This is a genomic window from Serratia sp. JSRIV001 (assembly GCF_019968745.1).
GTDB lineage: Bacteria > Pseudomonadota > Gammaproteobacteria > Enterobacterales > Enterobacteriaceae > Chania > Chania fonticola_B.
In genome coordinates, this window is record NZ_CP074147.1 from 2,730,199 (window position 1) to 2,755,173 (window position 24,975).

General features: G+C 53.3%; 24 protein-coding genes and 1 pseudogene. 12 read left to right on the forward strand and 13 right to left on the reverse strand.

Annotation, left to right across the window (positions count from 1 at the left end; translation table 11 throughout):
• Window positions 1-30 precede the first annotated feature (30 nt).
• Window positions 31-477, forward strand: coding sequence for a cyclophilin-like fold protein (locus tag KGP17_RS12535; RefSeq protein ID WP_223499471.1), 447 nt, complete (start codon window positions 31-33; stop codon window positions 475-477).
• Window positions 478-723: 246 nt separating this feature from the next.
• A complete protein-coding gene (gene bioD, locus KGP17_RS12540) occupies window positions 724-1,404 on the forward strand; it encodes a dethiobiotin synthase (protein ID WP_021804479.1) in 681 nt (226 codons plus the stop codon).
• Here bioD and clcB read toward each other — a convergent pair.
• Window positions 1,392-2,672: a voltage-gated ClC-type chloride channel ClcB gene (gene clcB / locus KGP17_RS12545; RefSeq protein ID WP_094981755.1), complete on the reverse strand. Its 1,281-nt coding sequence runs from the start codon at window positions 2,670-2,672 to the stop codon at window positions 1,392-1,394. The genes bioD and clcB overlap by 13 nt on opposite strands.
• Window positions 2,673-2,778: 106 nt before the next feature.
• Window positions 2,779-4,149 (reverse strand): cytochrome c peroxidase, encoded by a 1,371-nt coding sequence (locus tag KGP17_RS12550; protein WP_371822196.1) that lies wholly within the window; start codon window positions 4,147-4,149, stop codon window positions 2,779-2,781.
• 370 nt (window positions 4,150-4,519) lie between these two features.
• Between KGP17_RS12550 and KGP17_RS12555 the strand changes: the two genes are divergently transcribed.
• Window positions 4,520-6,013: an MDR family MFS transporter gene (locus KGP17_RS12555; RefSeq protein ID WP_223499472.1), complete on the forward strand. Its 1,494-nt coding sequence runs from the start codon at window positions 4,520-4,522 to the stop codon at window positions 6,011-6,013.
• A 42-nt stretch (window positions 6,014-6,055) separates the two neighbouring features.
• Here KGP17_RS12555 and KGP17_RS12560 read toward each other — a convergent pair whose 3' ends face one another.
• Window positions 6,056-6,355, reverse strand: a complete 300-nt coding sequence (locus tag KGP17_RS12560; RefSeq protein ID WP_021804475.1) for a DUF1161 domain-containing protein — start codon at window positions 6,353-6,355, stop codon at window positions 6,056-6,058.
• A gap of 77 nt (window positions 6,356-6,432) precedes the next feature.
• Window positions 6,433-6,792, reverse strand: a complete 360-nt coding sequence (locus KGP17_RS12565) for a DUF1283 family protein (protein WP_021804474.1) — start codon at window positions 6,790-6,792, stop codon at window positions 6,433-6,435.
• A 133-nt stretch (window positions 6,793-6,925) separates the two neighbouring features.
• On the opposite strand from KGP17_RS12565, the gene KGP17_RS12570 reads away from it, so the two are divergent.
• Window positions 6,926-7,252, forward strand: a complete 327-nt coding sequence (locus KGP17_RS12570) for a YnfA family protein (RefSeq protein ID WP_021804473.1) — start codon at window positions 6,926-6,928, stop codon at window positions 7,250-7,252.
• A gap of 43 nt (window positions 7,253-7,295) precedes the next feature.
• Here the strand turns inward: KGP17_RS12570 and ydfG are convergent, their stop codons facing one another.
• The 5 genes from ydfG to KGP17_RS12595 all read right to left on the reverse strand — a co-directional run bounded on the left by ydfG (window position 7,296) and on the right by KGP17_RS12595 (window position 12,064).
• Window positions 7,296-8,042 carry a bifunctional NADP-dependent 3-hydroxy acid dehydrogenase/3-hydroxypropionate dehydrogenase YdfG gene (ydfG, locus tag KGP17_RS12575; RefSeq protein WP_021178016.1) on the reverse strand — a complete coding sequence of 249 codons (747 nt, stop codon included), beginning with the start codon at window positions 8,040-8,042 and terminating at the stop codon, window positions 7,296-7,298.
• 65 nt (window positions 8,043-8,107) lie between these two features.
• Window positions 8,108-8,632 carry a GNAT family N-acetyltransferase gene (locus KGP17_RS12580; protein WP_059200760.1) on the reverse strand — a complete coding sequence of 175 codons (525 nt, stop codon included), beginning with the start codon at window positions 8,630-8,632 and terminating at the stop codon, window positions 8,108-8,110.
• A 98-nt stretch (window positions 8,633-8,730) separates the two neighbouring features.
• Window positions 8,731-9,789, reverse strand: coding sequence for an aldo/keto reductase (locus KGP17_RS12585; protein WP_115158478.1), 1,059 nt, complete (start codon window positions 9,787-9,789; stop codon window positions 8,731-8,733).
• A 3-nt stretch (window positions 9,790-9,792) separates the two neighbouring features.
• The gene (locus KGP17_RS12590; RefSeq protein ID WP_223499474.1) at window positions 9,793-11,235 is read right to left on the reverse strand and encodes an MFS transporter; all 1,443 of its coding nucleotides are present in this window, start codon (window positions 11,233-11,235) and stop codon (window positions 9,793-9,795) included.
• Window positions 11,236-11,422: 187 nt separating this feature from the next.
• Window positions 11,423-12,064 carry an HAD-IA family hydrolase gene (locus KGP17_RS12595; RefSeq protein WP_059200763.1) on the reverse strand — a complete coding sequence of 214 codons (642 nt, stop codon included), beginning with the start codon at window positions 12,062-12,064 and terminating at the stop codon, window positions 11,423-11,425.
• A gap of 153 nt (window positions 12,065-12,217) precedes the next feature.
• Here KGP17_RS12595 and KGP17_RS12600 point away from each other — a divergent pair.
• From KGP17_RS12600 to KGP17_RS12630, 7 genes and pseudogenes are all read left to right on the forward strand, one after another.
• A pseudogene (locus KGP17_RS12600) lies at window positions 12,218-12,364 on the forward strand (GNAT family N-acetyltransferase); the annotation flags it as partial.
• A gap of 415 nt (window positions 12,365-12,779) precedes the next feature.
• Window positions 12,780-13,907, forward strand: a complete 1,128-nt coding sequence (ompC, locus tag KGP17_RS12605; RefSeq protein WP_059200764.1) for a porin OmpC — start codon at window positions 12,780-12,782, stop codon at window positions 13,905-13,907.
• A gap of 202 nt (window positions 13,908-14,109) precedes the next feature.
• Window positions 14,110-16,272: a peptidyl-dipeptidase Dcp gene (gene dcp, locus KGP17_RS12610; protein WP_223499475.1), complete on the forward strand. Its 2,163-nt coding sequence runs from the start codon at window positions 14,110-14,112 to the stop codon at window positions 16,270-16,272.
• A 410-nt stretch (window positions 16,273-16,682) separates the two neighbouring features.
• The gene (locus tag KGP17_RS12615) at window positions 16,683-17,786 is read left to right on the forward strand and encodes a PfkB family carbohydrate kinase (RefSeq protein WP_115158483.1); all 1,104 of its coding nucleotides are present in this window, start codon (window positions 16,683-16,685) and stop codon (window positions 17,784-17,786) included.
• Window positions 17,771-18,709 (forward strand): pseudouridine-5'-phosphate glycosidase, encoded by a 939-nt coding sequence (locus tag KGP17_RS12620; protein WP_021804467.1) that lies wholly within the window; start codon window positions 17,771-17,773, stop codon window positions 18,707-18,709. The genes KGP17_RS12615 and KGP17_RS12620 overlap by 16 nt, the downstream gene beginning before the upstream one ends.
• A 115-nt stretch (window positions 18,710-18,824) precedes the next feature.
• Entirely contained in the window at window positions 18,825-20,084 is a 1,260-nt protein-coding gene (locus KGP17_RS12625; protein WP_179251543.1) for a NupC/NupG family nucleoside CNT transporter, read from the forward strand.
• A complete protein-coding gene (locus KGP17_RS12630) occupies window positions 20,081-21,529 on the forward strand; it encodes a hypothetical protein (protein ID WP_223499477.1) in 1,449 nt (482 codons plus the stop codon). Before KGP17_RS12625 ends, KGP17_RS12630 begins: the two co-directional genes overlap by 4 nt.
• A 118-nt stretch (window positions 21,530-21,647) precedes the next feature.
• Here the strand turns inward: KGP17_RS12630 and nudI are convergent, their stop codons facing one another.
• The 4 genes from nudI to KGP17_RS12650 all read right to left on the reverse strand — a co-directional run bounded on the left by nudI (window position 21,648) and on the right by KGP17_RS12650 (window position 23,770).
• A complete protein-coding gene (gene nudI, locus KGP17_RS12635; RefSeq protein WP_024486752.1) occupies window positions 21,648-22,076 on the reverse strand; it encodes a nucleoside triphosphatase NudI in 429 nt (142 codons plus the stop codon).
• Between the two features lie 123 nt (window positions 22,077-22,199).
• The gene (locus KGP17_RS12640) at window positions 22,200-22,733 is read right to left on the reverse strand and encodes an SRPBCC family protein (RefSeq protein ID WP_021178011.1); all 534 of its coding nucleotides are present in this window, start codon (window positions 22,731-22,733) and stop codon (window positions 22,200-22,202) included.
• Window positions 22,734-22,737: 4 nt separating this feature from the next.
• Window positions 22,738-23,085: a helix-turn-helix transcriptional regulator gene (locus KGP17_RS12645; protein WP_021178010.1), complete on the reverse strand. Its 348-nt coding sequence runs from the start codon at window positions 23,083-23,085 to the stop codon at window positions 22,738-22,740.
• A gap of 88 nt (window positions 23,086-23,173) precedes the next feature.
• A complete protein-coding gene (locus KGP17_RS12650) occupies window positions 23,174-23,770 on the reverse strand; it encodes a TetR/AcrR family transcriptional regulator (RefSeq protein WP_059200769.1) in 597 nt (198 codons plus the stop codon).
• 138 nt (window positions 23,771-23,908) lie between these two features.
• Here KGP17_RS12650 and KGP17_RS12655 point away from each other — a divergent pair, with 138 nt between their 5' ends.
• On the forward strand, window positions 23,909-24,964 hold the full coding sequence (locus KGP17_RS12655) for a sugar phosphate isomerase/epimerase (RefSeq protein ID WP_223499479.1): 1,056 nt from the start codon (window positions 23,909-23,911) through the stop codon (window positions 24,962-24,964).
• Window positions 24,965-24,975: the final 11 nt, after the last annotated feature.

Here is a 24,975-nt window from a genome sequence, read left to right on the forward strand (position 1 = left end):
GGGTGTGGCTAATTTTTTTGGGTTTATCGTATGAAATATCAGAACACTTTAATACCGGGTCTGCTGCTGGCTTGTACTTTGGCAGGCCATGCCGAGATGATCATTAACCCGCCCCTTAAGGAGAGCCCGATGATGGTTAAAATGAATATTGATGACCAACAATTTGAGGTCAAACTTCACGACAATCCAGCGGCTAAAGCATTTGTTAATTCTTTACCATTGCAACTTGGTATGGAAGAGTTGAATGGTAATGAGATATTTGCCGAACTTCCCCATAAGTTGCCTTCAAGCCCTGTACGGCCTGGGACTATTCAGGCAGGCGATCTCATGTTGTACGGTACGCAAACGTTGGTGTTGTTCTATGAGTCATTTGAATCATCCTACCGCTATACCCCCATCGGGAAAGTTATTCACCCAGAAAAACTCCCCACCAGTGTGGACAAAAAGAAAATAGGGGTTAGGTTCAACGACCATTAAAACCACGGTAGTTAGCTCCCTGGATCATGCCGATACGAGGCACTCGGCGCCACAAAAACCTGGGTACGTTTTCGTTCCTTTGACCTTGATACCCCTTATCAGAGTTTCTTATTATTTACCGCCAAAAGATTGAGCTACCTCAAGCCCCCGTTGAGTTGCATCCCCTAGACTTTTCCCGTAGGACGACTCTCGTCGTGATTTACGGCGGTTTTTTAGGTTAACGAGGCATTTCAAGGCAATCTATTCATGTTAAAGCGTTTATTTGTTACAGGCACGGATACCGACGTAGGTAAGACAGTGGTTTCCCGCGGTTTATTGCAGGCTTTCGCCGCGCAAGGTCGCTCAGTGGCGGGTTATAAGCCCATTGCGGCGCGCTGCCATGAAACCGGTGAAGGCATCCGCAATAGAGACGCTTTAGTTTTACAGGCCTCTTCCTCACTGCCGCTGTCCTATGATGAAATCAATCCGATCACCTGTCTGGATGAGGTGTTTCATGCCCATGCAACTCAGGATATTGATTACGGACTGATGAGCCGTGGTTTGCACCATCTCGCCGCCAAGGCCGATACGGTAGTGGTGGAGGGCAGCGGCGGCTGGCGGGTATTGATGAACGATCTCCGTCCTTATGCCGAGTGGGTGGTACAGGAACAACTGCCGGTTATCCTGGTGGTCGGGATCAAACTGGGCTGTGTCAGTCATGCGCTATTAACTGCACAGGCAATTATTAACGATGGCTTACCATTGCTGGGCTGGGTGGCTAATCGTATCAACCCTGGTTTAGCTCACTATGCAGAAACTATCGATGCGATGCAGCAGCGTATTCCGGCTCCATTGCTGGGTGAGATCCCGTATCTGCCGCGCGCAGAACAACGTGAGCTGGCACAATATCTGGACGTTTCGCAGCTGGTTGACCGTTACGCGTTGTGATAAACCGACTGTGGGCGTAGCCCGCGAGCAATGGTAGTGGCGATAACGCAAGCCAACAGAATGCCTGGCAGCAGGGTATATTCCCCGGTCATCTCAAACACCATTAATGCCGCCATAATGGGCGCATGAGTGGTGGCAGCCAGCAATGTCGCCATACCGGTCAGTGCCAGCAGAATGGGCACAGCAGTACCCAACTCTGGCCATAGGCCAAACATCTGGCCCACTACCGAGCCCAATGCGGCCCCCACGAATAATGTCGGCGTGAACACGCCACCAGGTGCACCTGATCCACTACTGGCCAACAGGGCTAACAGTTTGCAAATCAGGATCGCACTGACCAGCAGCATCCCCGGTGGTGCCGAGAGCAAAGATTGCACCACGCTATAGCCATTTCCCCAGACTTCGGGATACAACAAGGAAAGCAACCCGACGATCAGCCCGCCAAGCGCCAGCTGTAATGGCGGTATGAGATTGAGCGAGCGAAATGCCCGCCCGCTGGCCGCCATCGCCCACAGAAACAACGGGCCACAAACTCCTGCCAGTATGCCCACCAAGGCCATTAACAGATACTGCACCGGCCAGGGAGCAGCAAGCGGCTCCACGATATAGAGCGGAGCCTGGCCACCGTTCAGCAAATTGGTCATCAGTAGCGCGCTCACGGCGGCGATCACTACCGGGCCAAGCGAGGCCAGCATCAGCGAGCCAAACAGGATTTCCGCGATAAACAGGCTACCCGCCAACGGGGCATGATAGGCGCTAGCCATCCCGGCTGCGGCAGCGCAAGCCACCCACAATTTCCATTCTTTCGCCGGGGTAAAGCGCTGGGCAAATACCGACCCCACCAACGCCCCCAGCAGGATCATCGCCCCCTCGCGGCCAATGGTGCTACCGCTGGAAACCACCAACAGTGAGGCCAGGCATTTTATCAGGCTGGCGTTAACGGCTAGCCGTCCGTCACCGGCTTCAATCGCTTCCATATAATCCGTTGGCGCGATGGGTTTTTGATGTTGGTAACGCTGGTAGATCCACAACAAAAAGCCAGCGGCTAATCCACCCAATGCTGGCGTCAACGCTCTGCGCCATCCGGGCAGTGCAGCGGCAGCGGCCACCAAACTGCCTTCCTCGTGATCCAGCAACAACCATTCAAGCCCGTACATGGCGCGGTGAAATAACCACACGGCCAGCGCAGCACAAATGCCGAGCAGGATGGCAATAAACAGATGGCGCAGCAGGGCGCGATAGTGGTGCAGAGGGACCAATTGATTCATGTGTCGGCAGTGATGAAGAATAAGAGGTTCAGGTGGGCATTGTGCTTGTCTACCCACCTGAAAACCAGAGAATCTTTATCAGAAACCTGGCGTTGTGGCTACAGTATCAACCGCCCGGAGGCGTGGCAGGCTGATATTTACCGCTCATGCCTTCCAGCAGCGCGACCAGATCGTTGATATCGCTGTCTGGTAGGGTAACGCCGACCTGATAGGTCAGCATATCCTTGACCGCCTGGTGCAGCGAAGTCACGCTGCCGTCGTGGAAGTAAGGGGCGGTTTGAGCGATGTTTCGTAACGTTGGGGTTTTGAAACGGTGGCGATCGTTATCATTTTTAGTGACATTGTAACGCCCAAGATCGGCCTCGGTGGGATTGCCGCGAGCGGCAAAGTAATCCGCTTTCAGCCCCATGACCTCATAGGATTGGCCCCCAAGGTTGACCCCGGTATGGCAGGTGCCACATTTGTTTTGCTGGAACAGTTGATAGCCGTGTTTTTGCTGCGCCGTCAGGGCGTCATTATCGCCTTTCAGGTAACGGTCAAACGGGCTATCTGGCGTGATCAGCGTCTTTTCGAACTCGGCAATGGCGTCGGTAATGTTATCGCCGGTGAAGCCGTTAGCATAGACGCGCTGGAAGTCGGCCTTCAGCAAGACGTCCTGATCCAGTTTAGCGATGATTTCATCCCAGGACTCGGAGGCCATCTCGATCGGGTTCATCGGTGGGCCACCGGCCTGAGCCTGTAAATCTGCCGCTCGGCCATCCCAGAACTGCGCCATATTGAAGGCCGCATTAAACACCGTCGGGGCGTTGATTGGCCCGACCTGATCGCCAACCCCCAACGATGAGACGCGCCCATCCACGCCACCTTCGCCCAGCTTATGGCAGTGGGCACATGAGATGCTGTTATCTTTCGACAGGCGCGGGTCGTGGAACAGTCGAAAGCCCAGCGCCACTTTCTGCGGATCGGTAGGTAGCGAGGCTGGCACCGGCTGTAAAGCGGCACCGCGCAGTTCGGCTGGCGTCTCTGGCAAAGTGTAGAACTGTTCGCGCTGTTGACGGACCCAGCTCAGTAGTTCATTACGATCGCCGTCGCTGACGTTTCCGCCCCAGTGGACCATCTTATACATTGACGGTGGCATCTCCTGGTTTTGCAGTACGGCTTCCAGCTTAGCCAGATCGACTTCAGGCACCGCAGTTTTTTGTTGCAGAGCGGAGCGGGTAGCATCGAGGTTGAAATGCTGATTTCCACTAAGGATATCCTGCGCCATAATTTGTTTGGCGATCGGTAACTCGGCATAGAAGGGAAGCTGAGCCGAGTTGGAGTGACAATAGTCGCAGCCATTGCGGGTTAGCAGGGTATCGATTTGATTGCCAGCAACGGCGGGGTTACGCTGTTGATCGTAATGATAGACATAACCGACGGTCCCCAAATAGCCGACGACGGCGGTAACGGCACAGCCCAGAATAATTTTTTTAATCATGTTCTCGCTCCAATGAGTTGATTTCCAAATAGCCCTACATATTAAGAGGTAATGGTGAGGGTAAAATCAGATTGTCACGGCCCGGGGCGGTTAGCAACTTGATTAAAATCAATCACTATCATTGGTATGCACTATCGTTCAGATAGGTTTTAACGATAGAGCAGGTGTGGCTTGGCTTACAGGCCGCTCCTAAGAAATACCTTATTATTCAATGGGGTGCTTATTTTTTGCGTGACACTGTAACAATACGTTCAATTGCTGCTTCGTTGCGGGATTTTTATTCACAACATCCCCTGACAAACTACAGCGTCCCCCCGGCTGTTATACTGCGGGTAAAATAAAAGACATAGGGACACAGGGTAAACTGATGACCACTAACACTTCTTCGAGCACTGCCCAAGTAGCTCATCGGCCGTTGATCCTGCTTGCCTGCATGCTGGCGATGTTCATGTCTGCCATCGAAGCGACCATTGTTGCCACCGCGATGCCGACGATTATTGGCGATCTGGGTGGTTTTTCGTTGTTGGGCTGGGTGTTTTCGGTCTATTTGCTGGCACAGGCCATTACCATCCCGATCTACGGGCGTCTGGCAGATTTATACGGTCGGAAACCGATCTTTTTCTTTGGCGCCACGCTGTTCCTGTTGGGGTCGGTCCTGTGCGGTTTCTCATCGAATATGTATTGGCTGATTGCCTTCCGCCTGCTGCAAGGACTGGGCGCCGGGGCGATCATGCCGATCGCCACCACCGTGATCGGTGATATTTACAGCGCCACCGAACGGCCAAAAGTGATGGGGTATCTTTCTAGCGTCTGGGGTGTTTCGGCTATTCTTGGCCCGTTACTGGGTGCATTTATCGTGCAACACACGACTTGGGCTTTGGTATTTTGGGTCAACCTGCCCATTGGCCTGCTGGCGATGTATTTCCTGGGGCGCTACCTGCCAGACCTCAAACAGGGGCGCAAACATGCGCTGGATCTGGCGGGAACGGCCTGGCTGACGATCTTTGTCGCTGCATTGCTGCTTTCACTCTTGCAGGCGGAAATGCTGGGATGGTGGGTCATACCGTTGCTGGCGTTGGCGTTAGTGGCGCTCAACCGGTTAATTCGTCAGGAGCGCCGTGCTCCTGAACCGTTGTTCCCATTGGCCCTGTGGCAAAACCGCGTGATTGTGGCTGGCAATATTGGCGGCGTGGTGATCGGTGCTGCCATGATGGGCATCAGCGCCTTCTTGCCAACCTTTATCCAGGGCGTGAAGGGCGGAACCCCGCTGGAAGCCGGAACCACGTTGGCCTTGATGTCGATTGGCTGGCCGCTGGCCAGTATGCTGAGCGGGCGTTTGATGCTGCTGACTTCTTATCGCACTACAGCTCTGCTTGGTGCGCTGCTGTTGGCGGCCAGTGGCTTTATCCTGCTGCTGTTACAGCCTTCGGGTGGGTTACTGTGGGGGCGGGTTGCGGCGTTTATCATCGGGGTCGGTATGGGGTTGTGCAATACCACCTTCCTGGTTTCAGTACAGAATGCGGCACATTATAGTATTCGCGGTATCGCAACTGCCTGCACGGTATTCACCAGGATGGTCGGATCGGCCATCGGCACCGCCATTCTGGGGGCCACGTTGAATATCAACCTGCATTTGCGTCTGCCACAAACGGTTGATCCGGTGCAGCAGTTAATGGAGCCAGAGGTTCGCAACACCATGCGGCCAGAGGCGCTGGCGGATCTCATTGGGCATGTTGCCGCCTCAATGCATTGGGTATTCCTGGTCTCGGCGTTGATATCGCTGTTTGCCTTGGGCGCGGCTATGCTGATCCCGGCGCGTCATCGGCCGCAGGGCGAAGGTGAAGAGGTTAAACAGGCTTAATAAAGAGGAGGGGCGCAGTAACAAACCGCGCCCTGAAGGCGGTTACTGCGGGGCTTGGGTATCCTGGCTGGTGCCAGTTTGCGCCGCGTCGCCGCTGTCGTCGCCGTTAATCAGGCGGGTATAGACGATTTTCTGCGTGTCTTGGCCACAATGGCCGACCACCTGTCCACCGGCAAGGTTCGCCTGATCGTTAGGCACGATCTCCAGCTTGAAGCCGGATTCCGGTACGCCGTTATTGACAATCTTCTGGGCAATATCCGCCTTTATGCTCTCACATGAGGCAAAAGCGGCCAGCGGCGCGGTGGCTAACAGCAGTACACCTACTACAAGCGCTTTTTTCATCATTGGATCCTTATTTGAGACGAATGTTCTTAGTCAGGATAGCAGCATCAGGTTGAATAGTTTACCCTTACTCGCTATTACTGCGTGACTGGACGGCCAGTGGTGCGATCCAGACACTTACGGGTTGACGGTTCCCAATAGGCATTGACGTTGTAGCTGTTATCACAACGATCTTCGTCATCAATAGCACGGTCAACCTTGTCAAACTCTTTCTCGACACGGGTGTTCACCTTGCTGCGCAGCGATTTGGTTTCATTCCATTGCTCTTTGCTTTGGCGAGCCTGTTCATTGCTCATGGCTGCGCCGCCGCTGCCATCAACCGTGACGCAGGTGCTGCCTTGGGTGCAAGTGGCTGCCAAGGCAGGAGCTTGCCAGGCACCGGCCAGCAATAACATGGCAGCCGGTAACATCAGGCGCGGAAGGGAGAGTAATTTCATCGTTTCATCCTTATAAATGAGTGTTGCATCCACCAGCAACACTGGCTATGGCATGGGTTAAATATATCACCGTGCTGTTATATTGCACCAGCGCATCGCCTTGTTCGTTTAATTTACTGAGAGAATAGCGGTAATGCTAAAAACCACTTTACTGTTTTTTGCCACGGCATTGGCCGAAATCATTGGCTGTTTCTTGCCGTATCTGTGGCTAAAGAAAAACGCCAGCGCCTGGCTCTTGCTGCCTGCGGCCCTTAGCCTGATGCTGTTTGTCTGGTTGTTGACACTCCATCCTGCGGCCAGTGGGCGAGTCTATGCCGCCTATGGTGGCGTTTATGTGGCAACGGCGCTGCTTTGGCTACGGGTGGTAGATGGCGTGAAGTTGTCGACTATGGATTGGCTGGGGGCTGGGGTGGCTCTGCTAGGGATGCTGATTATCGTTGCTGGCTGGCGAACTGCGTGAGTTGAGATGGCAGGGCTGGTTGCCCTGCCACAGAGAAAAACCATTAACCGCGATGAATGCTCAGCCCGGCAAAGGACTGGCTGACCGGCATCATTTCCAAGGTATTGATATTGACGCGGGCAGGCAGCGTTGCTACCCAGAATACCGCTTCGGCAACATCATCCGGCGTCAGGGCATCTACCCCTTGATAGGTTTTATCTACCTTGCCATCATCCCCTTTGAAACGCACGTTGGAGAACTCGGTGCCGCCAACCATGCCTGGCTCAATATCGGTAACGCGGATATGGGTGCCGTGCAGATCGGCGCGCAGACCCAGGCTGAACTGTTTAACGAAGGCCTTGGTAGCGCCGTAAACGTTACCACCGGCATAAGGCCAGTTGGCGGCGGTGGAGCCGATGTTGATCACGTGGCCAACGTTGCGTTCCACCATGGCGGGCAGCAGCGCACGGGTCATGTTGACCAACCCTTTGGTGTTGGTATCGATCATGGTTTCCCAATCGTCCGCATTGGCTTTGTGTGCAGGTTCCAGGCCTAACGCCAGACCGGCGTTATTCACCAGCACGTCGACGTTGCGCAGCGCTGCGGGTAACTCTTCGATGGCTTGCTGGATCGCCGCACGGTTGCGGACATCCAAACGCACGATATGCAGTGCCTCACCTAATTCTGCCTGCAGCGCCTCCAGGCGCTCCACACGACGGCCAGTGGCAATCACCTGATGGCCTTCACCGATAAACTTGCGGGCAATAGCTTCACCAAAACCGGAGGTAGCGCCCGTGACAAAAATAATCATGCTGCTGTTCCTTAACTGTTTTTAGCCTGCATCCACTCTAACGCGGTTGCGTTAACCCTGCAATTTTAACCGGTGATGGCCGGTACGTGGTAAACCACACAGTCGTATTTGATATTTTCGCGGCGGCCTTGCACGGTGCCACCCAGCGATTCGGCAATGCGGCGGCTTGGCGTGTTCTGCTCGGCGACCGGATAAATGAAATACGGCGGGTGGTAGCGTTCGCTGGCCCATTTCGCCATGGCATGGACGATTTCGCGGCCGTAGCCGTTACCGTGCAGGCTCTCTTTCACCCAGATCCCGAGTTCTGGTTTTTGCTGGTGCAGATTATGCACGCCGCCCATGCCAACGAACTGCTTGCTGTCACGTAACCGGGCCACAAAGATGACTTCTTCACCTTCGCGGATCAACGGCAGCCAGCCTTCCCAGACGTTGGCAAACGCCTCGGGAGACTCTTCTGGTTCAAAGGTTAAAAAACGCGTTAGCGTAGGGGTGATCGCCTGGTAAACATCGTCGGCGTCTGCTGCGGTAAAGGGGGCAATCAACAACCGATCGGTGTTCACACGGCACTGAGTAAGGTCACTGTGCATCATTATTATTACCTCGCTTTTCAGGCCTAAAACGGCAAAAATCCGCTCCCGTTAAAACGGGGCGGATCATCGATATTACGTTGATTAGCGGCAGATGCGACTTATTTTTTTACCAGGTGAGGGGCAAGGAGCAAAAGGTCGGCCGCAGAGAGACGATCCGGCGCGGTTGAGGCTTGGTGCCAGTAAGGATAAATCAGCGGCGGGCGGCTCACTTCTTCCAAGCGCTGCAGCTCTTCTTCGTTGAGGATCAGGTTGGCGGCGTGCAGGTTATCTTTGAGCTGTTCCGCATTACGGGCACCGATGACCACCGAGGTTATCGTTGGGCGGGCCAACAGCCAGGCCAGCGCGATTTGTGCCGCAGAGATACCACGGGAGTGGGCGATATCCACCAGCACTTCGACAATATCAAACAGCGCATCTTGATCACGCACCGGCGGCTCACCCCAGTTGGCCAGATGGCGCGTGCCTTCCGGTGTGGGTTGATTACGGCGGTATTTGCCCGAGAGCAGGCCACCGGCCAGAGGGCTCCAGACCAGCACACCAAGCCCCTGATCCTGAGCAACAGGCAGCAGTTCATATTCCGCTTCGCGCGCCTGCAGGCTGTAGTGGATCTGTTGGCTGACCGGGCGCACCAATCCCAACCGTTCGGCACTGCCTAGGTGTTTCATCAGGTGCCAACCGGAGAAGTTGGACAAGCCGGTGTAGCGCACCTTGCCGCTGCTCACCAGATCCTCCAGCGCCCGCAGCGTTTCCTCTACCGGGGTGATGCCGTCCCACTCGTGTAGCTGATAGAGATCGAGATAGTCGGTATTCAGGCGTCTCAGGCTGGCTTCGCAGGCGCGGATCAGGTGGTGGCGTGACAGCCCGGCATCGTTCGGGCCGCTGCCCATGGGGAAACGGGCCTTGCTGGCGACCAGCACTTCGTGGCGTTTACTGCCCAATGCCTGGCCGAGGATCTCCTCCGATTGGCCTGCTGAATAGACGTCGGCGGTATCGAACAGGTTGATCCCCGCATCAATACACATGGCGATTTGATTACGCGCCTCGTTAACGTCTGTCGCGCCGGTTTTGGCGAACTTGCCTTGTCCTCCAAAGGTCATGGTGCCTAAACTTAGAGCCGAAACTTTCAGGCCGGACCGGCCAAGTTGACGGTATTGCATCGTTTAACTCCTTACTTTGGTTGCCATAGATTTTTCAGACGTAGGGGCGCTTTTCCTCTGGCGGATTTCATTGCCCGCCTCTGCGCCCAGCGTAAAACTATCCAGCACCGCCACCAGGGCGATCACGCCAATCACGATAAAGGCCAGTTGGAAGTCGGCCAGCGGCACTGCGCCCTGTTGCTGCGGCATCAGCATCTCCGCCAGCCGCAGCGCCAACGCGCCGATGGCGATACCCAATCCGCTGCCCATCTGCTGGGCCATATTGAACAGCGTGTTGGCACCGCTCATGCGCGGTTGCGGCACTTCGGAAAACGCCAGCGTATTCAGCGCGGTGAACTGCATTGAACGCGTCAAACCACTGACAAACAGCAGCGTCAGGATCAGCCAGGTGGGGGTCTGCGGGGTTAGCAACGCGCAGGCAAAAATGGTGGCGGCATTGAGCAAGCCGTTGACTACCAGCGTGGTACGAAAGCGGAACCGGTAGAGGATGGGTGAGGTGAACGGCTTCATCACCAGGTTACCGGCAAACACCGCCAGTACCAGCAACCCCGCATCGAAGGCATTCAACCCAAAGCCGATTTGGAACAGTAAGGGCAGCAGGAACGGCACGGCACCGATGGCGATGCGAAACAGAGTGCCGCCCTTAATGGTGACAGCGTAACTTTTTATCCGCATCGCCCAGAGATCCATCAAGGGATTGGCGTGGCGTTTGGCGTGGCGTATCGCCAGGCTTCCCAGCGCCAGGCTGGCAGCCAGACATAACAGAGGCACCAACCAGGAAAGTTGCGGACTGTTGATCAGATCCAACCCAAACATCAGCCCAAAGCAGGCGACTCCGGTGAGTGCAAAACCTAGTCCATCAAAGGGAACGCCTTTCTGCGCGGGTTCATGAGGGATCAAACGCCAGGCGAAGAACAGGGCCAACAGGCCAAGCGGCACGTTGAGGATAAAAATCCAGTGCCAGGAAGCGTAGGTGGTGATGAAGCCGCCTACCGGTGGCCCCAGGACCGGGGCGGCTAACCCCGGCCAGGTGATAGTGGCAATGGCGTTGATCAGATCGGGTTTGGCGGTATTGCGCAGCACCACCAGGCGGCCAACCGGCACCATCAGCGCACCGCCAAAGCCTTGCAGGATACGAGCCGCGGTAAACTGCGGCAAGTTCGTACTGAGGGCGCATAGCACCGAGGCCAGGGTAAAAATAACGATGGCGGCGGTGAAAATATTGCGGGCACCAAAGCGGTTGGCGATCCAGCCGCTGGCGGGGATAAATACCGTCAGGGTAAGAATATAGGCCGAAACCCCGATGTTCATATCTACCGGCTGTACGCCAAAGGCCGCCGCCATTTGCGGCATCGCGGTAACGATCACCGTACCGTCCAGGTTTTCCATAAAGAATGCCCCGGCAACCAGCAGGGGAAGCGCGCTAGCGCGCGAGAACCAACTCATGGACGGCTCCGGCTGGAGTACGGTAAATAGGCTGACATAACAGAAATCCCGTTTCAAAAATCACCACGTCGGATTTTTGAGCATAACGCATCACGGGGAGGTTAAAAAGAAGTTAATAAGGTGATTATTAGCGGGCACAGCAAGTGTGCCCATCTAGATGCATCGTGTATCCGCCAGCGTGCGGTAATTACCAGGATAAATGGATGATACCGTCGATAAACTCGGCTTTAAAACTACTCAGGTCAGCCACGGTAGCCTTGATTTGCGGGGAGGAAATCGGCACGCCGTCACCGATGACGATCACTTGCCCTCCTGCGGCAATGGCGGAGTTCACGCCAGAAATCGCATCTTCAAAAATCACGCATTTCTGCACCGGCAGGCCAAATCCGGCTGCCGCCATCAGATAGGGTTCTGGATGGGGTTTGCCGTACACGATATCTTCCGAAGTGATCATCATGTGCGGGTGTGGGATGCCTGCGCTGATGATGCTTTGCATCGACACTTTCTTGGCGCCGGAGGTAACAATTGCCCAGCATTGCGGCGGCAACTGGCGCACCAGCTCAACGGCACCGGTAATGGCACGCACCTGGCTGAGAGCCTCGATGGCGAGCGTTTTGACTTCATCAACGCACTGTGGGTTGTCAAAGTAAGGGGAGACGAGCCGCAGCGTTTCCTCGATGGTGCGCCCGTGAATATTGGCCAGGACATAGTCCACATCCAGATGATGCCGGGTTGCCCATTCAGCCCACAATGTCTCAATACAGGCTCCTGAGTCCACCAGGGTGCCGTCCAGGTCAAACAGTACTGCCTTGCAAGCGATAGCGTTCATAAATCCCTTATGATTTAAAGCCTCGGTTTCCCAATAACAACAGAGTGGCGCTAAGGTCTTGTTGACGGAAATCAAGTGATAGCCTGAACCACCGCCGGAAAGTGAAAAAATGCGGCCCAGGTTGTGCCTTACCGAATCGCGCGCGCGCGGGGCATTTCGCGTCTTAGCCTGGAAACGGGGACACAACCGGGATTTGCCGCCTGTCATCAGCTTTACCGCAAGCATGGTTTTGTGGATTGCGAACCGTTCGCAGAGTATCAGCCTGATCCAAACAGCAGATTTATGACGCTTGTTTTGTAGTTGAAGCAGGGACGGAACTCACGTATTTCATTTTATTTCTTTATTAAAGAAATGATTGGCAATGTTTTGAAATCGTTTTATTACACTCATGGAGTGAGTAGCATAAGCTTATATAAAGTCAACGTGAGCTATTCGTTTTATTAATTGGTGCATCGGTAATGAATTGTCAAAATTCCAACCTGTTGCATCAATTATGTTTTTTATCCTGACATAACTCTCCTTTATCCATTACGCCAGTTTAGCCCGGTCTTAAACACTCATGCACAGTCAAAAAACAACCAGTCGACCTTGCATTCAAGGCATGGCGGTATAAATTAATATCATTACCGCCATCAAAACGGTAATAGACCCACGAGCTCATCATGCTCGTAACAGCAGTGGCTATAGCACGACATAATAATAGAGGATAATCACGATGAAACTTCGAGTACTCTCTCTGATGGTGCCTGCTTTGCTGATGGTTGGCAGCGCAGGCGCCGCTGAAATCTACAACAAAGACGGTAATAAACTGGATTTGTACGGTTTAGTCGATGGCCTGCACTATTTCTCTGATAACAATAGCGTTGATGGCGACCAGTCCTACATGCGTATGGGGCTGCGTGGTGAAACGCAGATTAACGATCAGCTCACCGGCTATGGCACGTGGGAATACCAGGTCAACGTAAATACCCCGGAAAGCGAAAACAATGCCTTCACCCGTTATGGTTTTGCAGGGCTGAAGGCTGTTGATTATGGCTCATTCGACTATGGCCGTAACAATGGTGTCTTGTATGACGTGGCGGCTTATACCGACATGCAGCCGGAATTTGACGGTTCCACCTATGGTGCCGACCAGTTCATGTTCCAACGCTCAAACGGTCTGGCAACCTATCGTAACAACGACTTCTTTGGCCTGGTTGATGGCCTGCATTTTGCTGTGCAATACCAGGGTAAAAACGGCAGTGCGGAAGAAACTAATAATGGTCGCGACGTTCTGGGTCAGAATGGTGATGGCTATGGTATGTCGGTGAATTATGATATTGGCTATGGCATTAGTGCCGCGGGTGCCTTCTTTAATTCCAAACGTACCAGCGAGCAAAATGGCGGTGGCGCATATAGCGGCATCATGGGGCGTGGTGACCATGCGGAAGGTTATTCTGGCGGCCTGAAATATGACGACAGCAGTACCTATGTAGCCGTCATGTTTACCCAGTCCTATAATGCAGCGCGCTTCGGTAGCTCAAACAGTGAGGCTTATGGCTACGCCAATAAAGCGCAAAGTTTTGAGGCTTATGCACACTATCTGTTTGATTTTGGCCTGCGCCCATTTGTAGGTTATAACCAAACCAACGGCAAGAATCTGGGGCAAGCGGCCAACGGCAATACCTACGGCAGTGAAAACCTGGTCAAGTTTGTTGACTTGGGTACGACCTATTACCTCAACAAAAACATGTCCACCTATGTGGATTATAAAATCAACCTGTTGGATGAAAACGACTTCACCAAATCGGCCGGTATCAATACCGACGACGTGGTTGCTGTCGGCCTGGTTTATCAGTTCTGATGACAGCGAAATAAGTCAGCTAACGCGGCCTTGTGGCCGCGTTTTTTCTTTATTCTTTCCCCTGCTAGCCTGTTTAGCCATTTCCAGTTATTTTTGCTCAAACGACCATCTGAGCCTAAGCTAGGCTATGTTGCTGAATTTGCAGCTTCTATCCAAGTGGACGCAGCGTCCCTAGATTAAGACATGGAGGAGTTTCAATTTGATGCGTTTATCAACCCTGGTACTGGCGATCGGCGTTGCGTTAAGCATGCCAGCGCTGGCAGAAAACCATACCCAGACAAAGGAGGCGAAAGTGGCCGGAGAAGTTAAACAGGATAAGCAGGGAGAAAACCCGTTCTTTGCCGCCAGTCAGTTGTCATTCCAGGCCCCTCGTTTTGATGTCATCAGCGAAAGCGATTATGCGCCGGCCATTGCCGCCGGTATCCAGCAGAAACTGGCAGAAATCGAAAAGATCGCCAATAACCCGGCGGAGCCTACGTTTGACAATACCTTCGTGGCGCTGGAAAAAAGTGGCGCACTGCTGACGCGCACCATGAACGTGTTCGGTGCGATGACCTCCGCCAACACCAGCGACACACTGCAAAAGCTGGATGAAGAAACCTCACCGAAGCTGGCGGCGTTAGACGATGCCATCATGCTCAACAGCAAACTGTTTGCGCGCATCAAGGCGATTTACGATCGGCGTGATAGCCTCAACTTGGACCCCGAGTCCTTGCGGCTGGTAGAGGTTACCTACAAGAACTATGTGCTGGCCGGGGCCAATCTTTCTGACGCGGATAAAACCCAACTGAAAGCGTTGAATCAGGAAGCGGCGACGCTGAGTACCCAGTTCACCAATAAATTACTGGCTGCCAGCAAAAACGGCGCGTTGGCGATAGGTGATAAAAACCTGCTGGCCGGGCTTTCAGAGGGCGAGTTGGCGGCAGCAGCGCAGGCGGCCAGTGAACGCAAGCTGGATAAGCAATGGCTGTTGGTATTGCAGAACACCACGCAACAGCCTGATTTGCAAAACCTGCAAGATCGCGATACTCGCCAAAAGTTGTTCAAAGCTTCGATCAACCGCGCAGAAAAAAATGACGCCAACGATACCCGTCAAACCCTGGCGCGGTTAGCTAAAGTGCGTGCCGAGCAGGCCAAACTGCTGGGCTTCCCGAACTATGCCGCCTGGAAGTTGCAAAATCAGATGGCGAAAACCCCGGATGCGGCGTTGGCGTTTATGCGTAATATCGTGCCTGCCGCTACGGCCCGGGCAGAGCGTGAGGCCAAAGACATTCAGGCAGTGATCGATCGGCAAAACGGCGGTTTTCAGCTGGCCGCCTGGGATTGGCAGTTCTATGCCGAGCAGGTGCGTAAAGAGAAGTACGATCTGGATGAATCACAGATCAAGCCTTACTTTGAGATGAACAACGTGCTGCATAACGGCGTATTCTATGCCGCCAATTTGCTGTACGGCATCAGCTTTAAAGAACGTAAAGATATCCCGGTTTATCATCCTGACGTGCGGGTATACGAGGTATTTGATAAAGACGGCCAGTCTCTGGCGCTGTTCTACACCGATTTCTTTAAGCGAGACAACAAGGGCGGCGGCGCCTGGATGAGCAACTTCGTTGAGCAGTCCAAACTCAACGGCACCAAGCCGGTGATTTACAACGTCTCCAACTTCACCAAACCCGCAGCGGGCCAACCAGCGTTGCTGTCCTATGATGACGTGATAACCATGTTCCACGAGTTTGGCCATGCGCTGCACGGCATGTTTGCCGATCAGCAATATCCAAGCTTGTCCGGTACCAACACTGCCCGCGATTTTGTCGAGTTCCCGTCGCAGTTTAACGAGCACTGGGCCAGCGATCCGCAGGTATTTGCCCACTTTGCCAAGCACTACCAAACGGGTGAAGCGATGCCGCAGGCGTTGGCCGATAAAATCAACAAGGCCGACAAGTTCAACAAGGGTTACGCCATGACCGAACTGTTGGCCGCCGCGCTGCTGGATATGCATTGGCATATGCTCGGCGCCGATCAGCCGCAGCAGGACGTGGACAAGTTCGAGGCCGCATCGCTGCGCCAGGACAAGATCGACCTCAGCTATGTGCCACCACGCTATCGCTCCAGCTATTTCCAGCATATCTGGGGCAACGGCTATGCGGCCGGTTATTACGCCTATCTGTGGACGGAGATGTTGGCAGATGACGCCTTCCAATGGTTCAGCGATAACGGCGGATTAACGGCAGAGAATGGCCAGCGTTTCCGTGAGCAGGTGTTGTCACAGGGCAACAGCCAGGATTTGGAAAAGCTGTACGTTAAATGGCGTGGGCAGGAGCCGAGTATTGAACCGATGCTGATCAACCGCGGGCTGAAGGATAAGTAACTACGTTTAACGCTCTCCGAGGGCAGGTGACTGCTCTCGGATGGCTATAATCGATGCCATGAAAGAGAATTGTGTGAGGCCGATCGTTTTTCTGTGTAATCGAAATTAACCGTAGTGAGATTAATCCTTGTAATTAGCAGGGTTACCAACACGTGTTGGTTTAAATAACCGCGAAATCCATCCTATTGTTTTAATGAGTTTATCTTCAGCATAAAATTCCCCCCTGGTATAAAAACCATAAGGAAAGGTGTTTAACGCCTGGGTTAATATGATTAACGTCACAGATTAATCGCTGAAAACGGTGCGGCGACAAGTTACGATCATAATCTCAACTCCGATAGTTGCCGCTTTACTGTTGTCGGGTTCCGATTTAAAACAAACACCTGTTCAAAAACAAACAAGTGTTAATTATGACCAACCGGGAAAAACAGATACTGCAACTCCTTCGGCGGGACCCGTTGATTCAACAACACGAAATCGCCGATATTCTGGGTATTAGCCGTTCTGGTGTGGCAGGCCACATCATGAATTTGATGAATAAAGGTTATATTAAAGGTAAAGGCTATATTCTCTCCGAACATCGTTATGTGGTCACCGTTGGCTCGGTAAACATGGACGTTTGTGGTTATGCCAATACGCAGTTGGTTTATGAAGACTCCAATCCAGGGAAAATAAAATGTACCCCAGGCGGGGTTGGGCGAAATATATCACAGAACATTGCGTTATTAGGGGCCGAATGCCACCTGGTTTCCGTGGTTGGTGACGATTTCTACGGCACGACGCTATTGGAACAGGCAAAACTGGCGGGCGTCAACGTGGATAATTGCCACCGACTGCATGGTGAGAATACCTCGACCTACGTTTCGTTGCTGGATGGCAGTGGTGAAATGCTGGTCGCTATCAACGATATGCGCATCCTGGAAAAATTGACCCCGGCGCTGTTATCCCATTCCAAAGAGTTAATTCAGCACTGTGGCGTATTGGTGCTGGACTGCAACCTGACGGAAGACGCGCTGGCCTGGTTATTTACCAATGCCGGTAATGTGCCGGTATTTGTCGATACGGTTTCCGCTTTTAAAGCGCCAAAAATCAAAAACTGGCTATCGCATATCCATACGTTGAAGCCGAATCGGATTGAGGCGGAAATCCTCAGCGGGATGAAAATAGCCCAGACTAGCGACGCACCGGCGGTGGCCCAATGGTTCCACCAGCAAGGAGTTCAGCGTTTGGCGCTGAGTATGGGGAGCCACGGCGTTTATTTCAGCGAAGTAGATGGCCAGCACGGTTGGTCGGCACCGCTGCCGACTCAGGTTGTCAACGTCACCGGAGCCGGGGATGCCATGATGGCGGGGCTGGTGAGTTGCTGGCTGGAGGATTTCCCACTCGATCACAGTATCCGTTTTGCCCAGGGCTGTTCGGCAATGACCCTGGCCTCTGAGTTCACCAATAACCCGAACCTGTCGCAAGGCAGCGTTCAAAAACTTTTGGAATTACAATCATGCAAAATAGCCTAATCACCCATCAATATCTGGATATCGCTCCTGAAGTGGCGCTTGCTCTGGCCGAAAATCGGCCGGTGGTGGCGTTGGAATCGACGATCATTTCCCACGGCATGCCTTACCCGCAAAACGTTGAAACTGCCTTGCAGGTAGAGGAAAAGATCCGTGCCAACGGGGCGGTGCCAGCGACCATTGCGGTGATCAATGGGCGCATGAAGGCGGGGCTATCCCATGATGAGATAGAAACGCTGGGCCGCGAAGGGCACCGGGTCGCCAAAGTGAGCCGCCGCGACTTGCCGTTTGTGATTGCCAGCGGCAAAAACGGCGCAACCACCGTGGCTTCTACCATGATCATTGCCGAACTGGCCGGGATCAGCGTATTTGCCACCGGCGGGATTGGCGGTGTGCACCGTGGCGCGCAGCAGACGTTTGATATTTCTGCCGATTTACAGGAATTGGCACAAACCAACGTGGCGGTGATTTGCGCCGGTGCCAAATCGATCCTGGATCTCGGTTTAACCACCGAATATCTGGAAACCCACGGCGTGCCTTTGGTGGGATACGGCACCGATAGCCTGCCCGCATTTTTCAGTCGTACCAGCCCTTACTCCGTTAGCGTACGCCTGGATACGCCGCAGGAAATCGCCCGGGCAATGGCCGCCAAGTGGGCGGCTGGCTTGCAGGGCGGAATGGTGATTGCCAACCCAATCCCAGAGCAGTACGCCATGCCTGAAGAAAAGATCAACCAGGCCATTGAGCAGGCTGTTCAGGAATCGGTGGAACAGGGGGTGTCCGGCAAGGAGAGTACACCATTCCTGCTGGCCAGAGTCGCTGAATTGACCGGCGGCGACAGCCTGCAGGCCAATATTCAGCTGGTGTTTAATAATGCTGAGCTGGCGGCCAAGATCGCGGGTCATTATCAGCTAAATTGCGCTTAACGCTTAAATTAGCACTCTACGTTTGTCCTTGATAAATCACTTCTGCCTCGGCAGGCGGCAGGCTATTGCCGTTTGCCGAGTAAAGAAGGAAGTAAACAAAATAGAAGGGGGCCTTATGGAGTTGTTGCGCAGTCTGGCAGGTATGTCGATCCTGTTATTCATTGGCTTTGTGTTTTCAGTCAATAAAAGAAAAATAAGCTTGCGTACGGTCGGTGCGGCATTGTTACTTCAGGTATTGCTTGGCGCTATTATGTTGTATGTCCCTGCAGGTAAATGGTTAATTAACACCATTGCCAGCGGCGTCAATCGCGTGATTTCGTACAGCGATGCGGGGAGCGCATTTATTTTTGGCGGCCTGGTAGGGCCGAAAATGAATGAGCTTTTCGATGGGGCAGGTTTTGTGTTCGCTTTTCACGTACTACCCGCCATCATCTTTATCACCTCACTGATTTCTATTTTATATTACCTTGGAGTAATGAGATGGGTGATCAATATTCTTGGCTATGTCTTTCAGCGCCTTATGAATATCAGCAAGGTGGAGTCCTTTGCCGCCGTTACCACCATTTTTCTGGGGCAAAATGAGCTGCCTGCGGTATTGAAGCCGTTTGTTAAAAACATGAACCGCAATGAACTGTTCACGGTGATCTGTAGCGGTATGGCCTCGATTGCCGGTTCAATGCTGGTCGGTTATGCCGGTTTGGGCGTCCCCATTGAGTATCTGTTGGCAGCTTCCCTGATGGCTATCCCGGGGGGGATCCTGTTTGCCCGTTTGCTCAGCCCGGCGACGGAGCCTTCCCGTGTTGAGTTCAGCGAAATGTCATTCAGTGATAAACGGCCAGCCAGCATTATCGAAGCAGCAGCCAACGGCGCGATGTTGGGGCTGAAGATTGCGGTGGGTGTTGCCACGGTCGTGATGGCCTTCGTTGCGCTGATCGCGTTGATCAACGGCATCATCGGCGGCGTGGGCGGCCTGTTTGGCGTTGAAAGCGTCAGCCTGCAAAGTCTGCTGGGCTATCTGTTTGCTCCGTTAGCCTACATCATGGGCGTGAGCTGGGAACATGCCGATCTGGCTGGGGGGCTGATTGGCCAGAAGCTGGCGATTAACGAGTTTGTCGCCTATCTCAGCTTCTCTCCTTACCTGAAAGAAAGCGCAATGCTGCTCGATCCGAAAACCATCGCGGTGATTTCGTTTGCACTGTGCGGTTTTGCCAATTTTGGTTCGATTGCCGTGGTAGTGGGGGCATTCAGTGCGGTGGTACCGGAAAGGGCCTCGGAAATTGCCCAGTTAGGGTTCCGGGCCCTGTTGGCGGCGACGCTGTCCAACCTGATGAGCGCTACCATTGCCGGGCTGTTTATCGGGTTAGGGGGGATTTGAAGAACTGGGGCAATTGCAGGCTAATCCGTCCCCGATTGCCCCTCACCCCAACCCTCTCCCGTAGGGCGAGGGAGCCGCCCGGCTTTTTTGATGAGGTTGTGCTGCTTCGGAAAGTAGGGAATAAAAACAAGAACGGCAAGGTTTTACTCAACACAATCAACGAACTCGATCGGTTCCCTTGGGCGAGGGAGCTGTCCGACTTTTTTGATGAGGTTGTGCTGCTTTGGAAAGTAGGGAATAAAAACAAGAACGGCAAGGTTTTACTCAACACAATCAACGAACTCGATCGGTTCCCTTGGGCGAGGGAGCTGTCCGACTTTTTTGATGAGGTTGTGCTGCTTTGGAAAGTAGGGAATAAAAACAAGAACGGCAAGGTTTTACTCAACACAATCAACGAACTCGATCGGTTCCCTTGGGCGAGGGAGCTGTCCGACTTTTTTGATGAGGTTGTGCTGCTTCGGGAAGTAGGGAATAAAAACAAGAACGGCAAGGTTTTACGCAAGACAATCAACGAACTCGATCGGTTCCCTTGGGCGAGGGAGCTGCCCGGCTTTTTTGATGAGGTTGTGCTGCTTCGGAAAGTAGGGAATAAAAACAAGAACGGCAAGGTTTTACGCAAGACAATCAACGAACTCGATCGGTTCCCTTGGGCGAGGGAGCTGTCCGACTTTTTTGATGAGGTTGTGCTGCTTCGGGAAGTAGGGAATAAAAACAAGAACGGCAAGGTTTTACTCAACACAATCAACGAACTCGATCGGTTCCCTTGGGCGAGGGAGCTGTCCGACTTTTTTGATGAGGTTGTGCTGCTTTGGAAAGTAGGGAATAAAAACAAGAACGGCAAGGTTTTACTCAACACAATCAACGAACTCGATCGGTTCCCTTGGGCGAGGGAGCTGTCCGACTTTTTTGATGAGGTTGTGCTGCTTTGGAAAGTAGGGAATAAAAACAAGAACGGCAAGGTTTTACTCAACACAATCAACGAACTCGATCGGTTCCCTTGGGCGAGGGAGCTGTCCGACTTTTTTGATGAGGTTGTGCTGCTTCGGGAAGTAGGGAATAAAAACAAGAACGGCAAGGTTTTACGCAAGACAATCAACGAACTCGATCGGTTCCCTTGGGCGAGGGAGCTGCCCGGCTTTTTTGATGAGGTTGTGCTGCTTCGGAAAGTAGGGAATAAAAACAAGAACGGCAAGGTTTTACGCAAGACAATCAACGAACTCGATCGGTTCCCTTGGGCGAGGGAGCTGTCCGACTTTTTTGATGAGGTTGTGCTGCTTCGGGAAGTAGGGAATAAAAACAAGAACGGCAAGGTTTTACGCAAGACAATCAACGAACTCGATCGGTTCCCTTGGGCGAGGGAGCTGCCCGGCTTTTTTGATGAGGTTGTGCTGCTTCGGAAAGTAGGGAATAAAAAACAGAAAGGCCTGTGGCGTAAAAAACCTTAATCGGTATTCGATATTGCTAGACCACAAGACAATTAACGTTTTAGGTATTACTCAAGACAATCAACGCACTCGATCGGTTCCCTCTCCCTTTGGGAGAGGGTTAGGGTGAGGGGCATCACTACTCCAGCAGCCCACGCTGGCGCAGCGTGAATCGGGTCGCTTCGTTCAGATCGTAACTGGCCAGCTCTTCCTTCCGCACCCAGGCATATTCTTCAAACTCATCATTAAGCGTGATGGTGCGGTTGGCCGCGTGGCAGTCAAAAATCAGGTAAATCATATAGATCTGCTCTTTGCTGCCGTCTTCATAGGTTTTCACCCGCACGTCGTCACGAAACGTCCAGGGTTGAATGCGGTCCAGCACCAGATCGCTACCCAATTCTTCACTGACTTCACGACGCAACGCCTGCTCGATGGTTTCTCCTGGCTCGGTACCACCGCCGGATAGTGCCCACTGGCCGGGGAAAACCCCTTTATGGGCCGCCATTTTGCATAGCAGATAGGCGTTATCGTTTTCAATTAACGGGCAAACAATAATACGTTGACGCATCGTAACTCCATGTTTCAAGGGCATCATAGTGGTGCAACGCATTATACGCCAGTCAGCAGGTGGGAGTTGTTAATTCTCATGAGCGTTAACGGGGATGAGAACCGCGATCCTCATCCCGCTGGCTTACAGTTTGGCCCGGTACTCGTCTTCCAACCGGCTCATTGAGGCCCAGAACGGGCTTGGTGTCCGCTCCAGCAGGCGATCGGCCAGCAGATCCAGATGGGTATGCCAGCCGCTGGCGACGCTGAGCAGGGTCTCGCGGTTGGCCAGGCGGCGATGGGTAAGGGTCAACAGCACCTTATCCTCTTGCTCGGTCAGTTCAATAGTGACTTCAGAAGGGCGGGCTTCCCCTGTTTCTGCCCAGGTAAAGCTCACCAGGCGTGGTGGCAGAATGCAGGTGATATGACCCATCTGGGCAATTTTACCAGCACAGGATTTGTATTTTGCCGGCGGTTTTTCATCCACACCGGCCAAATCGGCATTGCAGAACAGCAGCTCGATCTTGGCCCCGACCTGCATGGGCATCTCACCTGCGGCCAGCCAGCTGGCACGTTTATCGGATTCGATCAGGTAGGCCCAGACGCGTTTGAGCGGGCCGGGCAGCAGCCGCTGGATCCGCAGCGTACCGGTTTCAATAATCATACCGTAGTCGTTCATGGGTTCACTCCGTCGGAGGATGCGAGTCGGCCTGCAGCAGCGCTTGTTCTAGCGCGTCCAGCCGCTCATTCCAGAAATGTTCGTAGGTTTGCAGCCACTGCATGGCCTGCACCATTGGCTCGGGAGCGAGCCGGCAGATATGGTTTCTTCCCTGCACGGTGCGTTGCACCAGCCCGGCAAGCTCCAGCGCTTTGATATGCTTGGAAGCTCCGGCAAACGACATCTCGAACGGCGCAGCCAGTTCACCGATGCTGTGTTCGCCTTCGGCCAATGTGCGCAGAATGGCGCGCCTTGTCGGGTCGGCCAGTGCGTGGAAAATGGCGTCCAGCGGTGAGGAAGATAATTTAACCATATGGTTAAATATAGAACGTCAGCGTCAATACTCAACTGGTTCGTTGAATATTTTTTAATCTTGTCACATTAAAAGTGTGGGTATGACTTTACGCCGGGGGACGATCGAGCATAGTAAGGGCGACTTTCACCGCTTTTTCCAGCCGGGCACGGCTCACACCATCCCGAGCCTGAACGGACAAGCCATGCAGGAACGCCGCAAAATAATCGCCAAGGCTTTCTGCATCGGTGTTGGCGGGCAGTTCACCAGCCTGAATCGCAGCCTGTAATCTGTCGATAATGCCTTGGGTGCGTTGTTGGCGATGCTCCATCAACCAGCGCATGACGCCCTGATTATCTTCACTGACGCTGACCGCAGATGAAACCACCATGCATCCTTGGGGAAATTCACCGTGGCTGTAGAGGGCAACGGCGTCGAGCAGCATCTGTTTGATGGCTTCACGCACGCTGGCCTTTTCTTCGAAAGCGCGCTCGGCAAAGCCGCCTTCGTGGGCTTCGTAGTGTGCTATCGCTTCACGAAACAGTAGCTCTTTCGAACCAAAGGCCTTGTAGATCCGTGCCGAAGCAATGCCCAGTTCGGCCACCAGGTCGGACATCGAGGTGCCTTCAAATCCCTGCCGCCAAAACAGGTTCCGTGCTTGTAATAGGGCCTGTTCACGATCGAACTCTCTGGGTCTGCCTGCCATCGTCATCTTCTCCGGTGATTTATCTGCGGACTACAGGATCGCTTAAATGGCGGATAACGCCAACGAATTTCAAAATCCTCTTGCCGATGATTGGATTTAAGTCTATTGTTTGTCAATCGACAAACAATAGGAAAGACGATGAAAACGATAAAAGGCCCCAGCCTGCACCTAGCCCAATTTAGTGATGCTGCTCCCCCGTTCAACAGCCTGCCAGCGATTGCCGCCTGGGCAAAAGAGACCGGCTTTAAAGCTTTGCAGATCCCCGCGTGGGATAGCCGTTTGTTTGATGTGAAAACAGCGGCGGAAAGTCAAAGCTATTGCGATGACATCACCGGCATGCTGGCGCAGCACGGCTTGGTGATCAGCGAATTGACCACGCATATTTTTGGCCAACTGATGGCAGTGCATCCAGCTTATGATGCGCTATGCGATAGCTTTGTACCGGAGGGGCTGCGTGGCGATCCGCAAGGGCGAACGCTTTGGGCCAAAGAAAACCTGTTGTTGGCGGCAAAAGCATCGGCCCGCTTAGGCCTGACTGAAATGGGCACCTTCTCCGGTTCATTGGCTTGGCCCTACCTGTTTCCATTTCCGCAACGGCCAGCAGGGCTGATTGAAACGGCCTTCGATGAGCTGGCCAAACGGTGGTTACCCGTGCTCGACGCCTGTGATGAGCAGGGCATCAACCTGTGTTATGAGATCCACCCCAGCGAAGATCTGCATGATGGCATTACCTTTGAAATGTTCCATCAGCGCGTTGCGGCTCATCCACGCTGCCAAATGCTGTTCGATCCCAGCCATTTCGTGCTGCAACAGCTCAACTATCTGGAATTTATCGATATCTATAAAGATCACATCCGTATGTTTCACGTTAAGGACGCAGAATTCAATCCAAGTGGTCGGCAGGGGATTTATGGTGGCTATCAGTCCTGGGCGGATCGTGCGGGGCGATTCCGTTCATTAGGGGATGGGCAGGTGGACTTTAAAGGCATCTTCTCCAAACTGACGCAGTACGATTATGCCGGCTGGGCCACGCTCGAATGGGAATGCTGCCTGAAGCATCCACAAACCGGGGCCGAAGAAGGCGCCGCGTTTATCCGCAATCATATTATTCCGGTCACGAATAAAGTGTTCGATGATTTTGCCGGTGCGCCGGTCAACCAACAACAAATCAACGCCTTGCTGGGCATTCGCTAACCTCTGGAGCA